Consider the following 16,708-nt stretch of genomic DNA (forward strand, 5'->3'; position numbering starts at 1 on the left):
TAGGTACAAAAAAAGAATCGCGCTCAATCCGCTGTCCGGCGGTTTGGGTGCGATTCTTTTTGATGGCAGCGAACGGTTTCCGGGTCAGTGCCTCCGGAAAATCACTCCTCCATGACGATGGCCCCTTTGAACATGCTGCCGTGGAGTTCCGCTAATTTACCCGCCATCGTTTCCGGGGAATCTTTGAAATCCTGCTTAATCCAATAAAAGAAAAATCCGAGACTGCCGTATGTGAGGAAATAATTCATCGCGGCAATATCCGCCGTTGTCTCCTCTTCGAGTTTCAAACGGGAACGGGCAACCTCTGCGAGGCTCTCACAAAATTGGTTCTGCGACCCTGGAAGCACTTCACCTTCGATGATCAGCGAAAAAATGAACTGGTTTTCATAAATGTATTCGAAAATCGGCAGATGCCGCCTGACATCCCGGGAGGAGAAGCGTTTCATATCGCGGAAGCTGTTGCGGAAATGGGATTTCAGCCCTTCCAAGTAATCGCCGACAACAGCCGCGAGTAAGGCATTCAAATCCTTATAGTGGGAGTAGAAGGTCACCCTGTTGCATCCCGCCTTCTGCGCGACCATCGTGACTGAAAGTTCCTGTAAGTCTTTTTCTTCCAATAAATTCAGCAACGCATTCTTTAAGTTTTGCTGGGTCCGAAGAATGCGGCGGTCTTCACTTGCTGTCATGGTCCATCCTCCTTCTGGTGACCGAAACGTGAACAGGTTCGATGAATTCATTATGACATCGGAAGAATTAGATAGACAACCGCCATACTTATCTGTTAATTTACATGTGTAGCATAAAAGAAACATTTTTAGGAGGAATTGCAGATGGGGCGATTAACAGGGAAAGTGGCCGTTGTCACAGGAGCTGCTCAAGGAATGGGGGCTGTCCACGCCAAACGGTTCATTGAGGAAGGAGCGCAAGTGGTCCTGACTGACCTGAACGAAGAAAAAGGGAAAGCTCTCGCTGACGAACTTGGCAGTGAAGCGCTGTTCGTGAAACAGAACGTCACGGACGCCGGAGATTGGAAGGCAGTCATCACAAAGGCGGAAGAAGCATTCGGACCGGTCAGTGTTCTTGTGAATAATGCGGGAATCACAATGGCTAAATCGATGCTGCAGATGACAGAAGAGGAATACCGGCGGATTGTCGACATCAACCAAGTTTCTGTTTTCCTCGGTATGCAGGCAGTCGTTCCTTCCATGCAAAAGGCGGGAGGCGGTTCCATCGTAAATATTTCTTCCATGAATGGGCTGGTGGCAGGTGCCATCGGTTATACCGATACGAAGTTCGCTGTCCGCGGAATGACAAAAGCAGCTGCGATCGAGTGTGCCCATTACGGCATCCGTGTCAATTCTGTACACCCGGGCGTCATTGCGACGCCGATGGTGGTCCAGGAAGATACAAAAGCGGCGGTGGAAGAGTTTGCTAAACACATTCCGCTGAAACGTGTGGCTCAGCCGGAAGAGGTGGCGAACATGGTCCTTTTCCTTGCTTCCGAGGAATCAGCTTATTCCACAGGCTCCGAGTTCGTGATCGACGGCGGACTGACAGCTCAATAATAGATGCTTACGCTGGCCGCTATCATTTCAGATAGCGGCTTTTTCCTGCTGGTTCCGTCTCTTTGTCAGGTGCCTGTGCCAGACGCAATTCCAGACCATAGGTACAAAATAAAAATCGCGCCCAATCCGCTGTCCGGCGGTTTGGGCGCGATTCTTTTTGATGGCACAGGCCGTTAAGAAACGTGGTGCCGGCCCCGCGGGATCGCGAATGGGGAGCCGGAGACCGGATCATCGATGACGAGGCAGTCCAGTCCGAAGATGTCCCGGACCCGTTCGCTCGTGATCACTTCCGACGGCGCGCCTTCCGCAACCAGTCTTCCTTCCCGGAGGGCGAAGATATGATCGGCGTAGCGGGCGGAAAGGTTGATGTCGTGCAGGACCATGACGATCGTCGTGCCGTACTTCCGGTTCAGGTCGGTGAGCAAGTCGAGGATTTCGACTTGATAGGTGATATCCAGAAACGTCGTCGGTTCATCGAGGAACAGGATATCGGTCTGCTGGGCAAGGGCCATGGCGATCCAGACGCGCTGACGCTGCCCGCCGGAAAGCTCATCGATGCTGCGATTGGCCAGTTCCGTGATATCCATGATGCGCATCGCTTCGGCGACAGCCTCGTAGTCTTTTTTCGACCAGCCGCTCAGGAGCGACTGATGCGGAAAACGGCCGCGGCCGACGAGATCGGCGACCGAGATCCCTTCCGGTACGATCGGGGACTGCGGAAGCAGTCCGAGAACACGGGCAAGCTGCTTGGTCGGGATTTTGCTGAGGGCTTTGCCGTCGAGTGTGATGTCACCGGACGACGCTTTGTTCAGCCGGGACAGCGTCTTAAGCAGCGTCGATTTCCCGCATGCGTTCGCGCCGATGATGACGCTGATTTTATTGCTCGGGACTGTCAGGCTGACTCCGTCGATGACGGTTTTCCGCTCATACCCGGCAACCACCTGTTTTGCCTGGAATGTATGGGTCTGTCTCATTACAACTCTCCTCTTTTATTCATCCGGATCAGCAGGAAAATCAAGTACGGCGCGCCGAGGATACCCGTGATGATGCCGACCGGATAGCGGGTCTCGAACGCGAACTGGCCGATCAAATCTGCAGCAAGGACAAGGCAGACGCCGACGAGACCGGCGGGAATGGCGTTTGAAAACCCGCTGCCGACGAGCCGTTTGGCGATTGGTCCTGCGAGGAATGAAACGAACGCGATCGGTCCGGTCACAGCCGTGGCGATGGCGATCATGACGACGGAACTGACGATGAGCGCGATTCTCACCATATCTGCATTTACACCGACTGAAACGGCCGCCTGTTCGCCAAGCTCCAGGATGCTGAGGTGCTTGCCGAGTGCCACAATGACCGGAGCGAGCAGGAGCACGGACAGGATGAGCGGCGGCAGTTCATGGAGCTGCGAGCCATTCAGGCTCCCGCTCAGCCAGCGGAACGCTGCCGGCAGGTCCTGTTCATCGCCGATCAGCAGCAAGTAGGAAATCAGTGCGTTCAGCATCGCCTGGATCCCGATTCCGATGAGGATCAGCCGGCCGATGGAAAATGAACTCCCTTTCGCCAGTACATAAATGAGCAGTACTGTCGCAAGCCCGGCAGCAATGGAAGCGGCGGAAACGATGGCGCCGCTTGTCTGCAGGACGACGATGCAGAAAACGGCCGCGGCGCTGGAACCGGCGGTGATGCCGATGACGTTCGGATTGGCGAGCGGATTGCGGAGCATCGTCTGGAATGTGTTGCCCGCGATGCCGAAGGCGAATCCGGCGAAGAATCCCGCGAGCAGGCGGGGAAGGCGGATCACTTCAATGGCGAATGAAGCGCCGTCGATTTGTTCGCCGGCCAGTACCCGGACCACATCGGGAATCGGATAAATGGTATTGCCGAGAAGCAGCATCGCGCAGCTGAGCAGGAACGCGAGCGCACTGAGTGTGCCTGTGACAAAGAGCCAGCGCCGGTGCCGCCTCTGCCTTCCGGTCCGGATCCAGTCCATGGATGAACTTGTCATAACGATCTCACCTTCATATTCATGGTCAGAATGATCAGGATCGGCGCACCGACGAACGCGGTGACCACGCCGACTTCCAGTTCGCCCGGACTGCCGAGCAGGCGGCCGATGACATCGGAAACGATCAGGATGGCGGCGCCGGCCACCGCGGACATCGGCACCACGAACCGCAGATCTGCGCCGAGGATGAGCCGCATGACGTGGGTCGCGAGCAGGCCGATGAATCCGATCGGTCCGGCCAGCGCAGTTGCCGCACCGCACAGCAGCACCGCGCCAAGTGCGGCGAGCAGCCGGAGCGTGCCGGTTTTGACGCCGAGGCCGGTGGCGGCTTCGTCACCGAGCGCCAGGGCATTCAGCGCCGGGGAAGTGAGGAGCGCGATCGCGATGCCTGCAGACAGGAACGGCAGGAATGTCCCGATCGCGTCCCAATTGCCGGCGCCGATGCTGCCCACCTGCCAGAACCTGAACTGGTCCATCACTTGAGCGCGGGGGATCATGATGGCCATGACGAGTGACGAAAGCGCTGCGCTTGTCGCCGCACCGGCGAGCACGAGCTTGAGCGGTGTCGCACCGCTCCTGCCGAGCGATCCGATTCCGAAGACAACCGCCGCAGTGACGGTCGCCCCGGCGAGCGCAAACCAAATGTATTCGCCCGCCGAACTGATCTGGAGGAAGGCGATTCCGCACACGACGGCCAGGGCAGCTCCGGTATTCACACCGAGGATACTCGGGTCAGCGATGGGATTGCGGGTGACCGACTGCATGAGGGCGCCCGAAACGCCGAGTGCCGCCCCGCACAGCAGGCCGAAGACGGTCCGGGCAATCCGCTGGCGGACCACTTCCGCCTCGTACGTCTCCACTGAAGGCCGGAACAGTCCATCCGCCACATCACTCACTTCCACGATGCGGGAGCCGAACGCCAGGGAAGCGAGCACGCAAAGAAGGAGCAGCAGCAGACTGACTGCCAGCACGGCCGGAAAATTCCGGGGGATGTGCAGGTCATGCTTGTCGGGCGCTTGAACGGTCGGACTAGTCATCCAGCTGATCGATGGCCCCGCCGATTAATTCCAGATACTCGTCGATGGTGTATTCGATGGCGAGCGGGTTCGGGTTGCCGGCAGCCGCGAGCGGCGTATTATTGCCGACGAAAACGACTGAGCCGCGCTCGATGGCCGGGATCTGGCCGAGAAGCGGATCCGCTTTCACCGCTTCATAAAGGCTTTCATCGCCGTAGCCGATGATGATGTCGGCATCATTCAGGATATCCGCATTTTCCGCACTGACCGGCAATGCGTACGCGGAAGGATCCGTGATCTGGCTCGTGACGCTTTCCGGATATTCCATGCCGAGTTCTTCCAGGAAGGCTCCCCGCGGGTCAGCCGGTGTGTAAATGTGGAACTCCGACAAGTTTTTTGCAGAGAAGTTGACCCAGGCGACTTTCTTGCCCGCGATTTTCGGATAGCCAGCCACCGCATCCGCGATGAGCTGTTCCGTGTCTTCGACCAGCTGCTCGCCTTCTTCCTCCATTCCCATTCCTTTCGCATTCAGGAGGACCTGGTCCCGCCAGGTCGTTGTCCACGGTCCGTCCTGGTAAGCGACGACCGGCGCAATCTGGCTGAGAATATCGTAGTCCTCCTGGGTTATGCCGGAGTAGGCGGCGAGAATGACGTCCGGATCGGCATCGGAAATCGCTTCAAAGTCAAGGCCATCCGTATCCTGGAAAATGTTCGGGTCTTCCGCTCCGAGTTCTTCGAGTGCTTGGGCCGTCCACGGAAGCAGTCCGCTGTCATCCTGCACACCGTAATTGGCGGCGGAAAATCCGACAGGGACGACACCGAGCGCCAGCGCCACATCGTGGTTCGCCCACTGGACGGTCACAATCCGTTCCGGTTCTTCCGTGATTTCCGTTTCACCGAATGCGTGCTCGATCACGATCGGATACTCCGAACCGGTGCTCTCTGCAGCGGTCCCGGTTTCCGGAGCTGAAGCCGTCTCTTCCTGGCCGGCACATCCGGCGAGCAGGAGCAGGGCGCCCGCCGAGACGGCGAGGGCGGTTAATGGGGACTGTTTTTTCAGTTGCATGAAGAATCATCCTTTTCTTTTGTTGGAATTGGTTAAGCGGAGTGCAATTGCCGGCTCATCGCCGGCGGCTTTACAGAATAAATTATGTATATAGGCTGAAACAGCCATCTTTTCACAAAGCGGGCAACGGGGTCGGAAAGATGATGTGGCACAAATGACTGAAGTGGCGCGGAACCATCGCCTCCTCTAATTGATATTGAGAATTATTATCAACGTACTGATAATAACTCTCAATTGAAAGGCTGTCAAACCGGACCCGGATTTTTTATCCAGTTATGAATCTTTATTAACGGGAAGTAAAAGTTGTTTTAAGCTTTCCCCGAATCCGGCCGCAGGCTGTCCGGCCATGGTACAGTGAAACCGGAATCCGGCATTTTGGCTGCGCGCGCAACTCGCAGCCATCTCACAATGAGCAGGAGGCGGTAATCGGAAATGGAAATGGTCAAACGGCATTTTGGCGCAGTCGCTGCAGGGCTTCCGCTCATTCTTCAGCTCCTGCTGAACCTGTCCCTCGTTTTCCTGGCCGCTATACTGGCGGTCCTCCTCATCCGAGAGCTGATCGGATTGAGCGGTATTGTCCTGACTGAAGAAGCAGGGGATTATAAGGCATTTCTGGAGAGCATTCTCGTGTTCTTCCTCTACTTCGAATTCATTTCGATGATCGTGAAATATTTCAAAGAGAATTACCACTTTCCGCTCCGCTATTTCATTTACATCGGCATCACAGCGATGATCCGGCTGATCATCGTCGAGCACCACGACCCGATTGCTACGTTCTACTACTCTCTCGTCATCCTGATCCTGGTCATCGGTTACTTTATCCTGAACGTGGCACCGCGGGTGCGTCCGGACAGCCGCCGTCAGTTTTTGAAACCGGCTCCGTTTGAAGGGCGTGTGTACAGGGAAGATGCGGAGTAACAGAAAAAAACGGGCCTCAGGACAAAGGAGGAGGACGAGTTGGAAAATCATTCGTTTTCCAAAGGATGGATATGGCATGAGATGGATTTTGCCGATCCGGATCAGCTACAGGTCCTTCTTGCGGATTACCATGTGCCGGATGACTGGATCCGGCATGTTTACAAAGAGGATCAGAATACGCTTCAGATGAACCGGACCGCCGGCGGGAAGGAATCCTTGTGGGGAACTATCACGTATAAGCAGCGGCCCGACAAACGGGAAGCGGAGAAAATGATGCATTTTTTCATCAGCCGTGAGGTGCTCGTCACTGCGCACCTGGATTTCGGGAGCCTGGAAAGCCTGGATAAGGACCGGATATTGACCAATATGGAATCGGTAGCGAGCCCCTTGGAGGGATTCATGGCGATTTTGGATGATGTCACGACCAGTTTCCTGTCACAAATTGACGCCCTTGAAGTGGACATCCGGAAACTGATGTGGGAGCTGGAAGAAGAGAATGGAGAAAAGGTGCTGGATCGGCTGATGAACTTGCGCCACCAGCTGCTGGTCATGAAAAACCTGATCATTCCCATTTCCGAGTTGCATATGGCATCGAAGGAAGCGTTCAGCGAAGATTGCCGGGAAAAATTCTTTGACAGGGTCGGCCGCCAGATCCATCGCTGTGAGTATTTGATCAGCCAGTACACGGAAGAAGTAAGCACAATGGTCGACCTTGAGGAAGTGACCGCTTCTGTCATGGGCAATGAAATCATGAAATCCCTTACCGTCATCACCTTGCTGTTCACGCCGATTTCAGCTTGGGGCGCCTGGTGGGGTATGAACTTCAAATATATGCCCGAACTGGATGAGAAGTATGGGTACTTGTTTGCGGCACTGTTCATCCTAATCAACACCGCGCTCCTGTTTTTCTTCCTGAAGACAAAAGGCTGGATGGGCGATATTTTGAACAGGAAAAAGCGATGAAAAAGGGGTGCCCGGCGGAGCCTGAAAGGGTCCGCCGGGCGCTGTTTTCTTTTTAAGGCAGGCACCCGATGAAGGAGGTGAATTCTTCTTCATTCGGAACTGATTCATATTCTTAAAAATTATGGCATGGCTGCCGATAAAGATAAAAATACAGATTTTTTTATAATAATTAGTGAAATGCCGGCATTTGCTGGGTAAAATGATAAAATACACCAAAAATTTTGTGAGTGGTCAATGAAGGGAATGGGCTAGTTTGGAGGAATTGCCGGAAGGAAAAGTAGTGAAATTGAATCATCTCCTCGATTTCTTTAAAAAAACCGGGCAGACGAATCTGAATTTATTCGGTGAAGATATCAGTATTTTCTTTTGGAGCTATAACGTCAAAACAGCAACGCTTTTTGTGACACCCGGCGTTGAACGGATCTATGGGGATTCGGCGGAAAATATGATGGGACCGGATCTGTGGCTAGAGCGGGTCCATCCCGATCATCAGGATATCCTGACGAAACTTAAAAGGACGTTCGCGGCGCACGAAGCATTCGACTTCAAGTTCAAAGTGCAGCGGAATGATGGAGAAGTTGTCTGGGTCCGGATGAAAGGGAAACCGGTTTTCAGCGCAGAAGGGGAACCCCTTCAGCTGAACGGATTTACGATGGATATTTCTTCCGAGAAAAAGACCGAAGAGGATCTGCGGGAATCGGTCATGAAATACCAGACACTCATCGACAAGAGCGCGCATGCTGTCTACATTGCGCAGGACGGCGTACTTGTGTTCGTAAATGCTCAATTCGAAGAGATGATGGGCTATTCGGAGAAAGAATTGATCGGGATGAGTTATTATGAGCTACTTGATGAAGAAAGCGCGGAAATCGCGCTCATGCGGTTCCTCCAGTCGATGCATGGCAAAAGTGTGGGGACTCAGGAACTGCGTCTTGTGCGGAAGGACGGTTCGAAAATCATCGCCGAGCTCCGGTCCGCTTCGATTGAATATAAGGGAGCTCCGGCGATGATGGGAACTATTTTAGATGTGACGGAAAAGAAACTGGCACTGGCCAGCGCGGAAAAGCTTGCTTTTTATGATGATTTGACGGGATTGCCGAATCGGAACCACTTTTACGATGAAGTCAGCAGGTACTGGAACCGTCCTAAAGGACAGCCGGCGAAGTTCGCGCTGCTGTTCATCGATCTGGACCAGCTGAAGCGGGTGAACGACGCTTACGGGCACCACGTCGGAGATGCGGTGATCCGGGATGCAGGACGGGAACTGCAGAAAATCTTGGAGCCGGCGGGCTTCATTGCACGGTACGGCGGGGATGAATTTGTGGCGTTGGTCGAGTGCGATTCCAGGCGCGAAGCGGAAGAACTGGCGGAAGAGGTGATCCGCCGCGTTCCCGCTGCACTTCCGAATGATCTGTCGGTCACACCGACAGTCGGCATGAGTTTTTGCCCCGATCACGGGAAGGAAGTGGAAACCCTCCTGAAATACGCGGATGTCGCCATGTACTACTCGAAGCGGGATGAGAACCGGAAAATCAGTCATTGCACATACAGCGAAGAACTTAACGATAAAACGGTGATGGAAAACCGCCTGGTCAGTGACATGCAGAAGGCGCTGAAAAATCAGGAGTTCCGCTTGATGTATCAGCCGAAGATCGATTTGAAGACGAGAGAGGTGACCGGAGCCGAAGCGCTCCTTCGCTGGCACCATCCGGCTTACGGATTTGTGTCGCCGCTCGACTTCATTCCGTTAGCGGAGAAGACGGGGCACATCCACAGAATCGGGGAATGGGTGCTGAAGCAGGCGATGGCGGATATCCAGTCGATAGGGACACCGATTATGCTGAACGTCAACATCTCTTCCCGCCAATTGCTTTCGGATCATTTTTTTGTGAATTTGACCGCCCTGCTGGATGAGACCGGTTACCCGCCGGAACGGCTGAATCTCGAGATCACGGAAAGCGTGGTCCTTTACGACATCGACAGGACGATGGACGTTCTGGAGCAGCTGCGGAAGCTGGGCGTCTGTGTGTCCTTGGATGACTTCGGCACCGGGTATTCGTCACTCAGTTATTTGACAAAGCTGGCCGTCGATTACTTGAAGATCGACCGGTCGTTCATCCTGGATATGGAAGAGAATGAATCCAAGGCGCTGATTACGAAATCGATCATCGATGTCGCGCACAGCCTGAAGATGAAAGTGGTGGCGGAAGGCATCGAGACGGCCGGCCAAGAGAAAATTCTCCGCGGGATGTCATGCGATTTCGGACAGGGGTATTTATTCAGCCGGCCGCTCCCGCTGGAAGATTTCAAAGCACACTTAAAAGAAGTGAAACCGGTCAGCTGACCGGGGTTCAGACCGGAAAAAAGCTGAAGTACGGACTTCGGCTTTTTTCTGTGCCCGCCATCCTGTAACTTCTAACGGATGAAGCCGTCTGATTCTTTACATGGAAAGGAGGCGTGTGCAATGAAATCGATGCTGTCAGGCTTGCTGGTATTGCTGCTGGTTCTTTCCGGATCCTCACAGCCAGCTTCAGCAGCCATGGAACCGGAAGAAGTTGAACGGGTCCATGCCGAAGCACCGCTCCATCTGACCGGTGAAGTGACAGAGGATGTCCTTCTTTTCCAAAATGAAGAACACTCGCAGACCCGTGAAATGACGCTGGAAATCGAAGCAGTGCTCAAACAGCCGGAAAATGCGGAATTGCCCTCTTCTCTCCCGATTCAATATACATACATTCCTTCCTGGGTCCAGATGACAGGCGGAGAGAAAATGGATATTGCAGTCGGTGACCGGATTGAAATCTGGCTGGAACCGGAAGACGGGAATTGGCATCCGGTGCTGTCCGGAACATCGGTCAAGCACTTATACTACATTGACCCCCGCTCTGAACACATGCGGAAGCCGTTTCTGATGACAGTGCAAGATTTCCTGGAAATCCGCTATCCGTTTGCGTTCATCCTCGTCTTATTGGTTCTGGTGTTTCTGACGGTGGCGGGCGCGATGAAGGTTATCGAAGACTTTCACCGCCGGTTCGGCTGACAGGCCGGCGAATCATTTCGGCGGCGAAGGGCATGAAAATAGAAACAGGACCATTCGGATCTTCAGGTATATTCAGAACCTGAAGGTTTTTTTATCGGTGAAATGATCGAAAAAAAGAAATAAAGATTTAAAATTTATTAAATTTTTCTATTAACTTATGCTTTTTTTATGGTAAGGTAGGGAAAAGTTTTATGGAGGCCCAGCCGATTCCGTTCAGCTGGCGACCAGGATAAGGGGGGATGAAATCAACAATCAGCAGAAGTGATACATTCTGGAACAGTACGCTGTCAAGAAATCTTGGACATCCGGCAGCCTCGATTTCGCTGGAAAAATGCAACATGTGTGTAACCGGTTCCAGAACCCGGCGCAGAACCGGTCTGAAAAACAGCTGATGGTCTCCTGTACAGAGGCCCGCCTTGGGATACGTTTGCGGATCACCGGTACCTCCCCTGCATTCTCCTTCGTCAGGAACTCCATTGCGTTATACCGTTTTGAGGACTGATCCCATTCCGCATCGTGATTCATCAACTTAACAGAACGAAAGGAAGAATATTGAATGGCACAAATGCTGGCAATTGCGGTTTTACTGTTTGCTCTGTACATAGGCGAAGTCGTTTCGATTCGCACAAAAGCTTGGATTCCTTCCATCTTCATCAGCGGGGTCCTCTTCCTGCTGGGATACTGGACATTCTTTCCGCCGGATATCGTAGCAATCGCCGGAATCCCCGCCGCGGTGGCTGTCCTCCTCATTTATTTGCTGATCGTGAATATGGGGACGCTGCTGTCGCTGCAGGAACTGAAAAAGCAATGGCGGACGATCCTGATCGCCATTTCAGGGATCCTCGGGATTATCGCCGCCCTGTTCGGCATCGGGCTGCTCCTGTTCGATTTCCAGACGATCGTGGTCGCCATTCCGCCGCTGGTCGGCGGGCTCGTCTCCGCGCTGATCATGTCTGAAGGCGCGACAGCGGCAGGGCTTCCGACGCTGGCGGTCTTCGCTATCGTCATTTATGTCATGCAAGGGTTTGCGGGCTATCCGCTCACTTCGATCATGCTGAAACGGGAAGGCAGGAACCTTCTTGAAAGGTACCGCAACAACGACCTGCCCGAACAGAAACTGGTCAGCGAGGAGACGTCGGAACTTGCGGAAGAAGTGAAGGAACCGCGTCTGTTTGCGAGAATGCCGGCAAAATACGATACGGACTTCTTCAAGTTTCTTCGCCTTGCGATCGTCGGTTACTTGGCTTACCTGACATCAGTGCTGGCTGCGCCGCTTGTGGAAATCAGCCCGTTCGTGCTGTGTCTGCTGTTCGGTGTCATCGGCCGAAGCGTCGGATTCCTTGAACGTCATCCGCTCCAGAAGGCGAATGGCTTCGGTTTCGCGATAGCGGGTCTCCTGCTGTACATCTTCGACGGCCTGAAAAACGCGACCCCGAGTATGATGCTTGAACTGCTTTACCCGCTCATCGCCTGCATCATCATCGGTGTCGCAGGCATGTATCTGTTCTCGTTCATCATCGGGAAGATTCTGAAAGTCAGCAAGGAAATGGCTTTCGCCGTATCGCTCACTGCGCTTTATGGATTTCCGGCGGACTACATCATCACTGTCGAAGTGATCAATGCGCTGACAAAAGATGAAAAAGAACGCGAAGTGCTGACCGGCTACATGCTGCCGCCGATGCTCGTCGGCGGCTTCATCACCGTGACGATCGTGTCGGTCGTCCTCGCGGGAATCTTTGTCGGATTCCTATAATTTACAATAAAAAAGGTTTTGTTAAAGAATAGTGCAGACTTTTTCAACTGCAAAACATATGGAGCAGACAGCGGAAAGTGGAGCTGTTTTGCGGAATATCAACAGAGACGTTTCACATAACCACAAAAGAAATGGAGGCTGCTATGGCTGCTGAACAGAACAATCCGGTCTATGCTGATTTGCTGAACGCGTACGATGAAAAACTGACCCATTCGGGAATAAACGGCGAGCGCGTCGCCCGGCGGCTGTACGAACTTTCCCGCATCGGGTATACGGAACCCGGCGGCGTGCGGCGTCCCGGTCTTTCCGCTGAGGAAAAACAAGCGAAGGCGCTCGTGAAACAGTGGATGGAAGAAGCGGGTCTCGCCGTTTCGGAAGACGGGGCCGGAAACGTTTTCGGCCGTCTTGAAGGGAAGAAGGGCAGTGCCAAAGCGATCGCTTCAGGTTCGCATGTCGACAGCGTGCCGAACGGCGGGAATTTTGACGGCCCGCTGGGCGTCCTGTCTGCGCTGGAAGTGGCTGAATCCTGGAAAGAAACGGGCTACGTGCCTGAGAAACCGTATGAAGTGATTATTTTCACGGATGAAGAAGGTTCCCGGTTCAACAGCGGGCTGACCGGAAGCCGGGCGGTGACTGGAGACATTCCCGAGGCCGAAATGGCACAGCTCCGTGATTATGACGGGAAAATGCTCGAACAGGTGCTGCTGGAATACGGCAGCACCCTTTCCGGCTTTAAAAGCGCAGTCCGGGACCTGGATGAGCTGGAACTGTTCGTCGAAGTCCATATCGAGCAGGGGAAACGGCTTGAAGCGGCGCAGCAGCCGGTCGGCATTGTCAGCGGAATCGCGGGACCGGCTTGGTTGGAAATGGAATGGACCGGACAGGCGGGGCACGCCGGCAATACACCCATGACCGGCCGGAAGGATCCCTTGGCCGCGGCGGCAGCGCTGATCCAGCGGATTCCGGATATACCCGGAGAAGTGAGTGACACGGCGGTCGCCACGGTCGGGAAGCTGGAAGTGGCGCCGAACGGGATCAACGTAATACCGGAAAAAGTGATTATGCACGCCGACATCCGGGACATCCAAGAAGAGACGCGGGACCGGCTGCTTGAACGGATCATCGCGGAAGCGGAGGAAGTGGCCGCCGGACGGGGGATCAGGCTGGATATTAAACAGAATACGCGGATCATGCCTGTCCCGATCGGTGGTGAGCTTCAGGCGTCGCTCGCCCGGTCGCTGGAGAGTTTCGGCATCGAGCCGACTTACATCCCGAGCGGTGCCGGACATGATGCGATGATTCTTGGCCGGCACTTGCCGGTTGCGATGCTGTTTGTCAGAAGCCGGGACGGGATCAGCCACAATCCGAAAGAATGGTCTTCCCTGAACGATTGTGTCCTGGGGATCCACGTGCTGAAGGATTTTATTGAAAAAAGGATGGATTCCTGAAGAGAGACGGGACTCGCCCGCAGGAATCACGAATTGAAGGAGGAATCAGATTGGCGACGAAATGGGAGAACATCACACTTTATACAGGACGCGGCGAAAAATTCCGGGAGTCGGCCATCGTTGTGGAAGGCGGCCGTATTGTGGCGGCCGGCGATGAAGCGGTCCGGATGACGGCGGATGAGACGGTGGACGGAAGCGGGAAAACGGCGGTGCCCGGCTTTTTCGATATGCATGTCCACTTGGGAATGGACGGGGATGCGGACCCTTTCGCGCAAATTGAAAAAGACTCCCAGGCGACGGCGGCTTACCGCCATTATGTCAACGGGCAGAAACAGCTGAAAGCGGGAGTGACGAGCGTCCGGAATCTCGGTTCCAAGTGGCACATCGATCTCGAATTCCGGAACGCGGTGAATGCCGGTCTGATGGCAGGTCCCGCTGTTTACGGTTCCGGGCAGGCGATCGTCATGACCGGCGGGCACGGGTATCCGTTCTCGACGGAAGCGGACGGGGAAGACGGGGTCCGGAAAGCGGCGCGTTCGACGCTGAAAGCCGGCGCTGACGTGCTGAAACTGATGGCGACCGGCGGGGTCATGACACCGGGTGTGGACCCGGGATCACCGCAGCTGTCGGAAAAGGAAATGCGCGCAGCCGTCGAAGAAGCGAAGCATGCCGGGAAAACGACCGCTTCCCATGCCCAAGGGACAGAAGGAATCCAGAACGCCGTGCGGGCTGGGATCACCACCATCGAACACGGCATTTTCCTCGACGATGAGACGATCGAACTCATGCTGGAGTATGGAACGGTCCTTGTTCCGACGCTTGCTGCTCCGTATTATATTGTCCAGAACGCGGAATCCGGCGCAATTCCGCCGCACGCGGTGAAGAAAGCGGTCCACTGCTTTGATGTGCATCAGGAAAGTTTCCGGAAAGCGCTCAAAGCCGGGGTCAAGATCGCTGCCGGTACCGATGCGGGGACGCCGTTCAATCTCCACGGCGATTTCGCCAAGGAGCTGGAACTCATGAACGCCTATGGCATGCCGGTCCGTGATATCATTACAGCAGCCACCTACCATGCTGCGGAGACGCTGAACGTCCACCATAAGACAGGATCGCTCGAAAAAGGGAAAACGGCTGATTTCGTTCTCCTCAACGGAGATCCAGAAGACGGGATCGGCGCATTCCGTGATGTCCATGCTGTGTATAAAGAAGGCGGACGCGTCTGACCGCACCGCGTTTTGAAATGAATCATGACAAAAAGGCGGCAGCCGGGCGGCAGGAAAAAGCAGGAGGGATCTGATCGTGGGACAGCGCAGCGACTTTGAGGTGAATTTCGGGGAGATAAAATCATCGGCACCCGCCATCAGCCCGGACCTTCAATTGGTCATGGTGGTGAGCGGCAGCCTGACCATTGAGACGAACAGCCGCTATTACCCGCTGGAAGAAAAAGATCTGCTCGTCATCAACCGCAATCAGCTTTATCAGGCGGACGGAAGGGCAGGGAACCGGGTATTGACGGTGTCTGTATCGGGCCAATACCTGGACCGATACTATGCCGCTTACCGCAACAGCCGGTTCGAATGCTATTCCAGGGAGATCGACATGGGGCGGGAAAAGCTGGTCAAAACTATACGGAAGCTGTTGGCTGAGACGCTGGTGTCTCATTACCAGCAAGAAGAAACGCATCAGCTGGCCATCCAGTCCAACATCAGCAGCATCCTGATCATCTTGGCGCGCGGATTCAAGCACCGGGCGAGCAGCCTGGAAAAAGTCAGCACGAGCGACTACCGGCTGAAGCAGATCATCCAATTCGTTGAAGACAACTACGAACAGCCCATCACCCTTTCGGAAACAGCGGACCGGTTCCATCTCTCCGCAGGGTACTTGTCACGTTATTTCAAACAGGAGACGGGCATCGGATTCAACCGGTTCCTGATGGAAATCCGCCTGGCGCATGCGGTGAAAGATCTGCTCTACACCACCAAACCCATCGCGCAGATTGCCATGAACAACGGGTTTCCGAACACCGGCTCCCTGGCGAAGCTCTTCAAAGAAACGTATGGGGAGACGCTGAAAACCTACCGTGAGAACCACCGGGATACGAAAGCGCCGGAAACGTCCCCGCGTGAAGAGGCAGGTTCCCGGCCGGACAGCCTGCGGGATATTTTAAGGAAACTCCAAGTGTTTCTCGAGGAGGATGAGACAGAGGCCTATCCGAATACAGGATCGACCGCCGTCAACTTGGCGATCGATGCATCACTGACACCGGCGGGGAAAGTCATGCATGCGGATCATCACCTTTCCATCGGCGAACTCCGGGAAGTCCTCAAGGAAGGCGTGCGGTCGCAGCTGCTGACCGCAAAATCGGAACTGGGCCTGAAGTATGTCGGAATCGACAGACTGATCCGCGGCACCACACTCATCCCCCCGGTGGAGACGGATGAAACCGTTGCGACCACTTCCCCGTACTACAATGCGGACTTTGCCCTGACGTTTCTGCAGAAACATGGGTTTTCGCTGTTCGTCCGCGTCGATTACCAGGAAATTTCAGAGGACGAAGCCCTCTTTTTCGCGGAATTGGAGCTGTTTTTGAAGCATTGTCTGAACGTCTACGGTGAGACATTTTTGGCGTCCTGGCATTTCATGTTTTATGAGCCTTCCGCGACGGCGGTGAGCGGCAGTGAAATGAAGCGGGTCTACCTGAAACTCCACGACATGCTGAAACACTTTATGCCAAGTGCTCGTGTCGGCACGTCGCCGCCTTTTTCAAGGATATCTTTACATCGGTTGATCGTTATGCGATAAATCCATGCTTTGAATGACTTGATTTCCGAATATGTGTGACGCTGCTGAAATACTGTGACAAACACTTCCTGTACCACGTCCTGAGCCATTTCCCAATCTTTTAAATAAGTAAAAGCAAGTCTAGTCAGCGAT

14 protein-coding genes and 1 pseudogene are annotated in these 16,708 nt (G+C 54.4%); 9 read left to right on the forward strand and 6 right to left on the reverse strand.

Annotated features, from left to right (window positions below; genetic code table 11):
• Positions 1 to 101 precede the first annotated feature (101 nt).
• The gene (locus CCE92_RS13705) at positions 102 to 686 is read right to left on the reverse strand and encodes a TetR/AcrR family transcriptional regulator (RefSeq protein ID WP_088008824.1); all 585 of its coding nucleotides are present in this window, start codon (positions 684 to 686) and stop codon (positions 102 to 104) included.
• A gap of 144 nt (positions 687 to 830) precedes the next feature.
• Here CCE92_RS13705 and CCE92_RS13710 point away from each other — a divergent pair, with 144 nt between their 5' ends.
• Positions 831 to 1,565 (forward strand): glucose 1-dehydrogenase, encoded by a 735-nt coding sequence (locus tag CCE92_RS13710; protein WP_088008826.1) that lies wholly within the window; start codon positions 831 to 833, stop codon positions 1,563 to 1,565.
• A 173-nt stretch (positions 1,566 to 1,738) separates the two neighbouring features.
• Here CCE92_RS13710 and CCE92_RS13715 read toward each other — a convergent pair whose 3' ends face one another.
• The 4 genes from CCE92_RS13715 to CCE92_RS13730 are packed head-to-tail and all read right to left on the reverse strand — an operon-like array spanning position 1,739 to position 5,652.
• Positions 1,739 to 2,539 carry an ABC transporter ATP-binding protein gene (locus CCE92_RS13715; protein ID WP_088008829.1) on the reverse strand — a complete coding sequence of 267 codons (801 nt, stop codon included), beginning with the start codon at positions 2,537 to 2,539 and terminating at the stop codon, positions 1,739 to 1,741.
• Entirely contained in the window at positions 2,539 to 3,570 is a 1,032-nt protein-coding gene (locus CCE92_RS13720) for a FecCD family ABC transporter permease (protein ID WP_088008831.1), read from the reverse strand. The genes CCE92_RS13715 and CCE92_RS13720 overlap by 1 nt, the downstream gene beginning before the upstream one ends.
• Positions 3,567 to 4,607 carry a FecCD family ABC transporter permease gene (locus CCE92_RS13725; RefSeq protein WP_088008834.1) on the reverse strand — a complete coding sequence of 347 codons (1,041 nt, stop codon included), beginning with the start codon at positions 4,605 to 4,607 and terminating at the stop codon, positions 3,567 to 3,569. Before CCE92_RS13725 ends, CCE92_RS13720 begins: the two co-directional genes overlap by 4 nt.
• Positions 4,600 to 5,652, reverse strand: coding sequence for an iron-siderophore ABC transporter substrate-binding protein (locus tag CCE92_RS13730; RefSeq protein WP_088008837.1), 1,053 nt, complete (start codon positions 5,650 to 5,652; stop codon positions 4,600 to 4,602). Before CCE92_RS13730 ends, CCE92_RS13725 begins: the two co-directional genes overlap by 8 nt.
• A gap of 432 nt (positions 5,653 to 6,084) precedes the next feature.
• Here CCE92_RS13730 and psiE point away from each other — a divergent pair, with 432 nt between their 5' ends.
• The 8 genes from psiE (at position 6,085) to CCE92_RS13770 (ending at position 16,576) form a co-directional block, all read left to right on the forward strand.
• A complete protein-coding gene (gene psiE, locus CCE92_RS13735) occupies positions 6,085 to 6,570 on the forward strand; it encodes a phosphate-starvation-inducible protein PsiE (RefSeq protein ID WP_338152475.1) in 486 nt (161 codons plus the stop codon).
• Positions 6,571 to 6,609: 39 nt separating this feature from the next.
• Positions 6,610 to 7,533 carry a magnesium transporter CorA family protein gene (locus CCE92_RS13740; RefSeq protein ID WP_088008839.1) on the forward strand — a complete coding sequence of 308 codons (924 nt, stop codon included), beginning with the start codon at positions 6,610 to 6,612 and terminating at the stop codon, positions 7,531 to 7,533.
• Between the two features lie 280 nt (positions 7,534 to 7,813).
• Complete coding sequence (locus tag CCE92_RS13745) at positions 7,814 to 9,877, forward strand: sensor domain-containing protein (RefSeq protein WP_162287883.1); 2,064 nt, start codon at positions 7,814 to 7,816, stop codon at positions 9,875 to 9,877.
• A 120-nt stretch (positions 9,878 to 9,997) separates the two neighbouring features.
• A complete protein-coding gene (locus tag CCE92_RS13750) occupies positions 9,998 to 10,573 on the forward strand; it encodes a hypothetical protein (protein WP_088008845.1) in 576 nt (191 codons plus the stop codon).
• A gap of 556 nt (positions 10,574 to 11,129) precedes the next feature.
• Entirely contained in the window at positions 11,130 to 12,326 is a 1,197-nt protein-coding gene (locus CCE92_RS13755; RefSeq protein ID WP_088008848.1) for a hypothetical protein, read from the forward strand.
• Positions 12,327 to 12,469: 143 nt separating this feature from the next.
• The gene (locus CCE92_RS13760) at positions 12,470 to 13,774 is read left to right on the forward strand and encodes a M20 family metallo-hydrolase (RefSeq protein WP_088008851.1); all 1,305 of its coding nucleotides are present in this window, start codon (positions 12,470 to 12,472) and stop codon (positions 13,772 to 13,774) included.
• Positions 13,775 to 13,824: 50 nt separating this feature from the next.
• Positions 13,825 to 14,997 (forward strand): metal-dependent hydrolase family protein, encoded by a 1,173-nt coding sequence (locus CCE92_RS13765; RefSeq protein WP_088008854.1) that lies wholly within the window; start codon positions 13,825 to 13,827, stop codon positions 14,995 to 14,997.
• Positions 14,998 to 15,073: 76 nt separating this feature from the next.
• A complete protein-coding gene (locus tag CCE92_RS13770; protein ID WP_088008857.1) occupies positions 15,074 to 16,576 on the forward strand; it encodes a helix-turn-helix transcriptional regulator in 1,503 nt (500 codons plus the stop codon).
• A 17-nt stretch (positions 16,577 to 16,593) separates the two neighbouring features.
• Here CCE92_RS13770 and CCE92_RS16255 read toward each other — a convergent pair.
• Positions 16,594 to 16,665 (reverse strand): annotated as a pseudogene (locus CCE92_RS16255) (hypothetical protein); the annotation flags it as partial.
• Positions 16,666 to 16,708 lie beyond the last annotated feature (43 nt).

Origin of the sequence: Indiicoccus explosivorum (genome assembly GCF_002167005.1) — a bacterium.
Taxonomy (GTDB): domain Bacteria; phylum Bacillota; class Bacilli; order Bacillales_A; family Planococcaceae; genus Indiicoccus; species Indiicoccus explosivorum.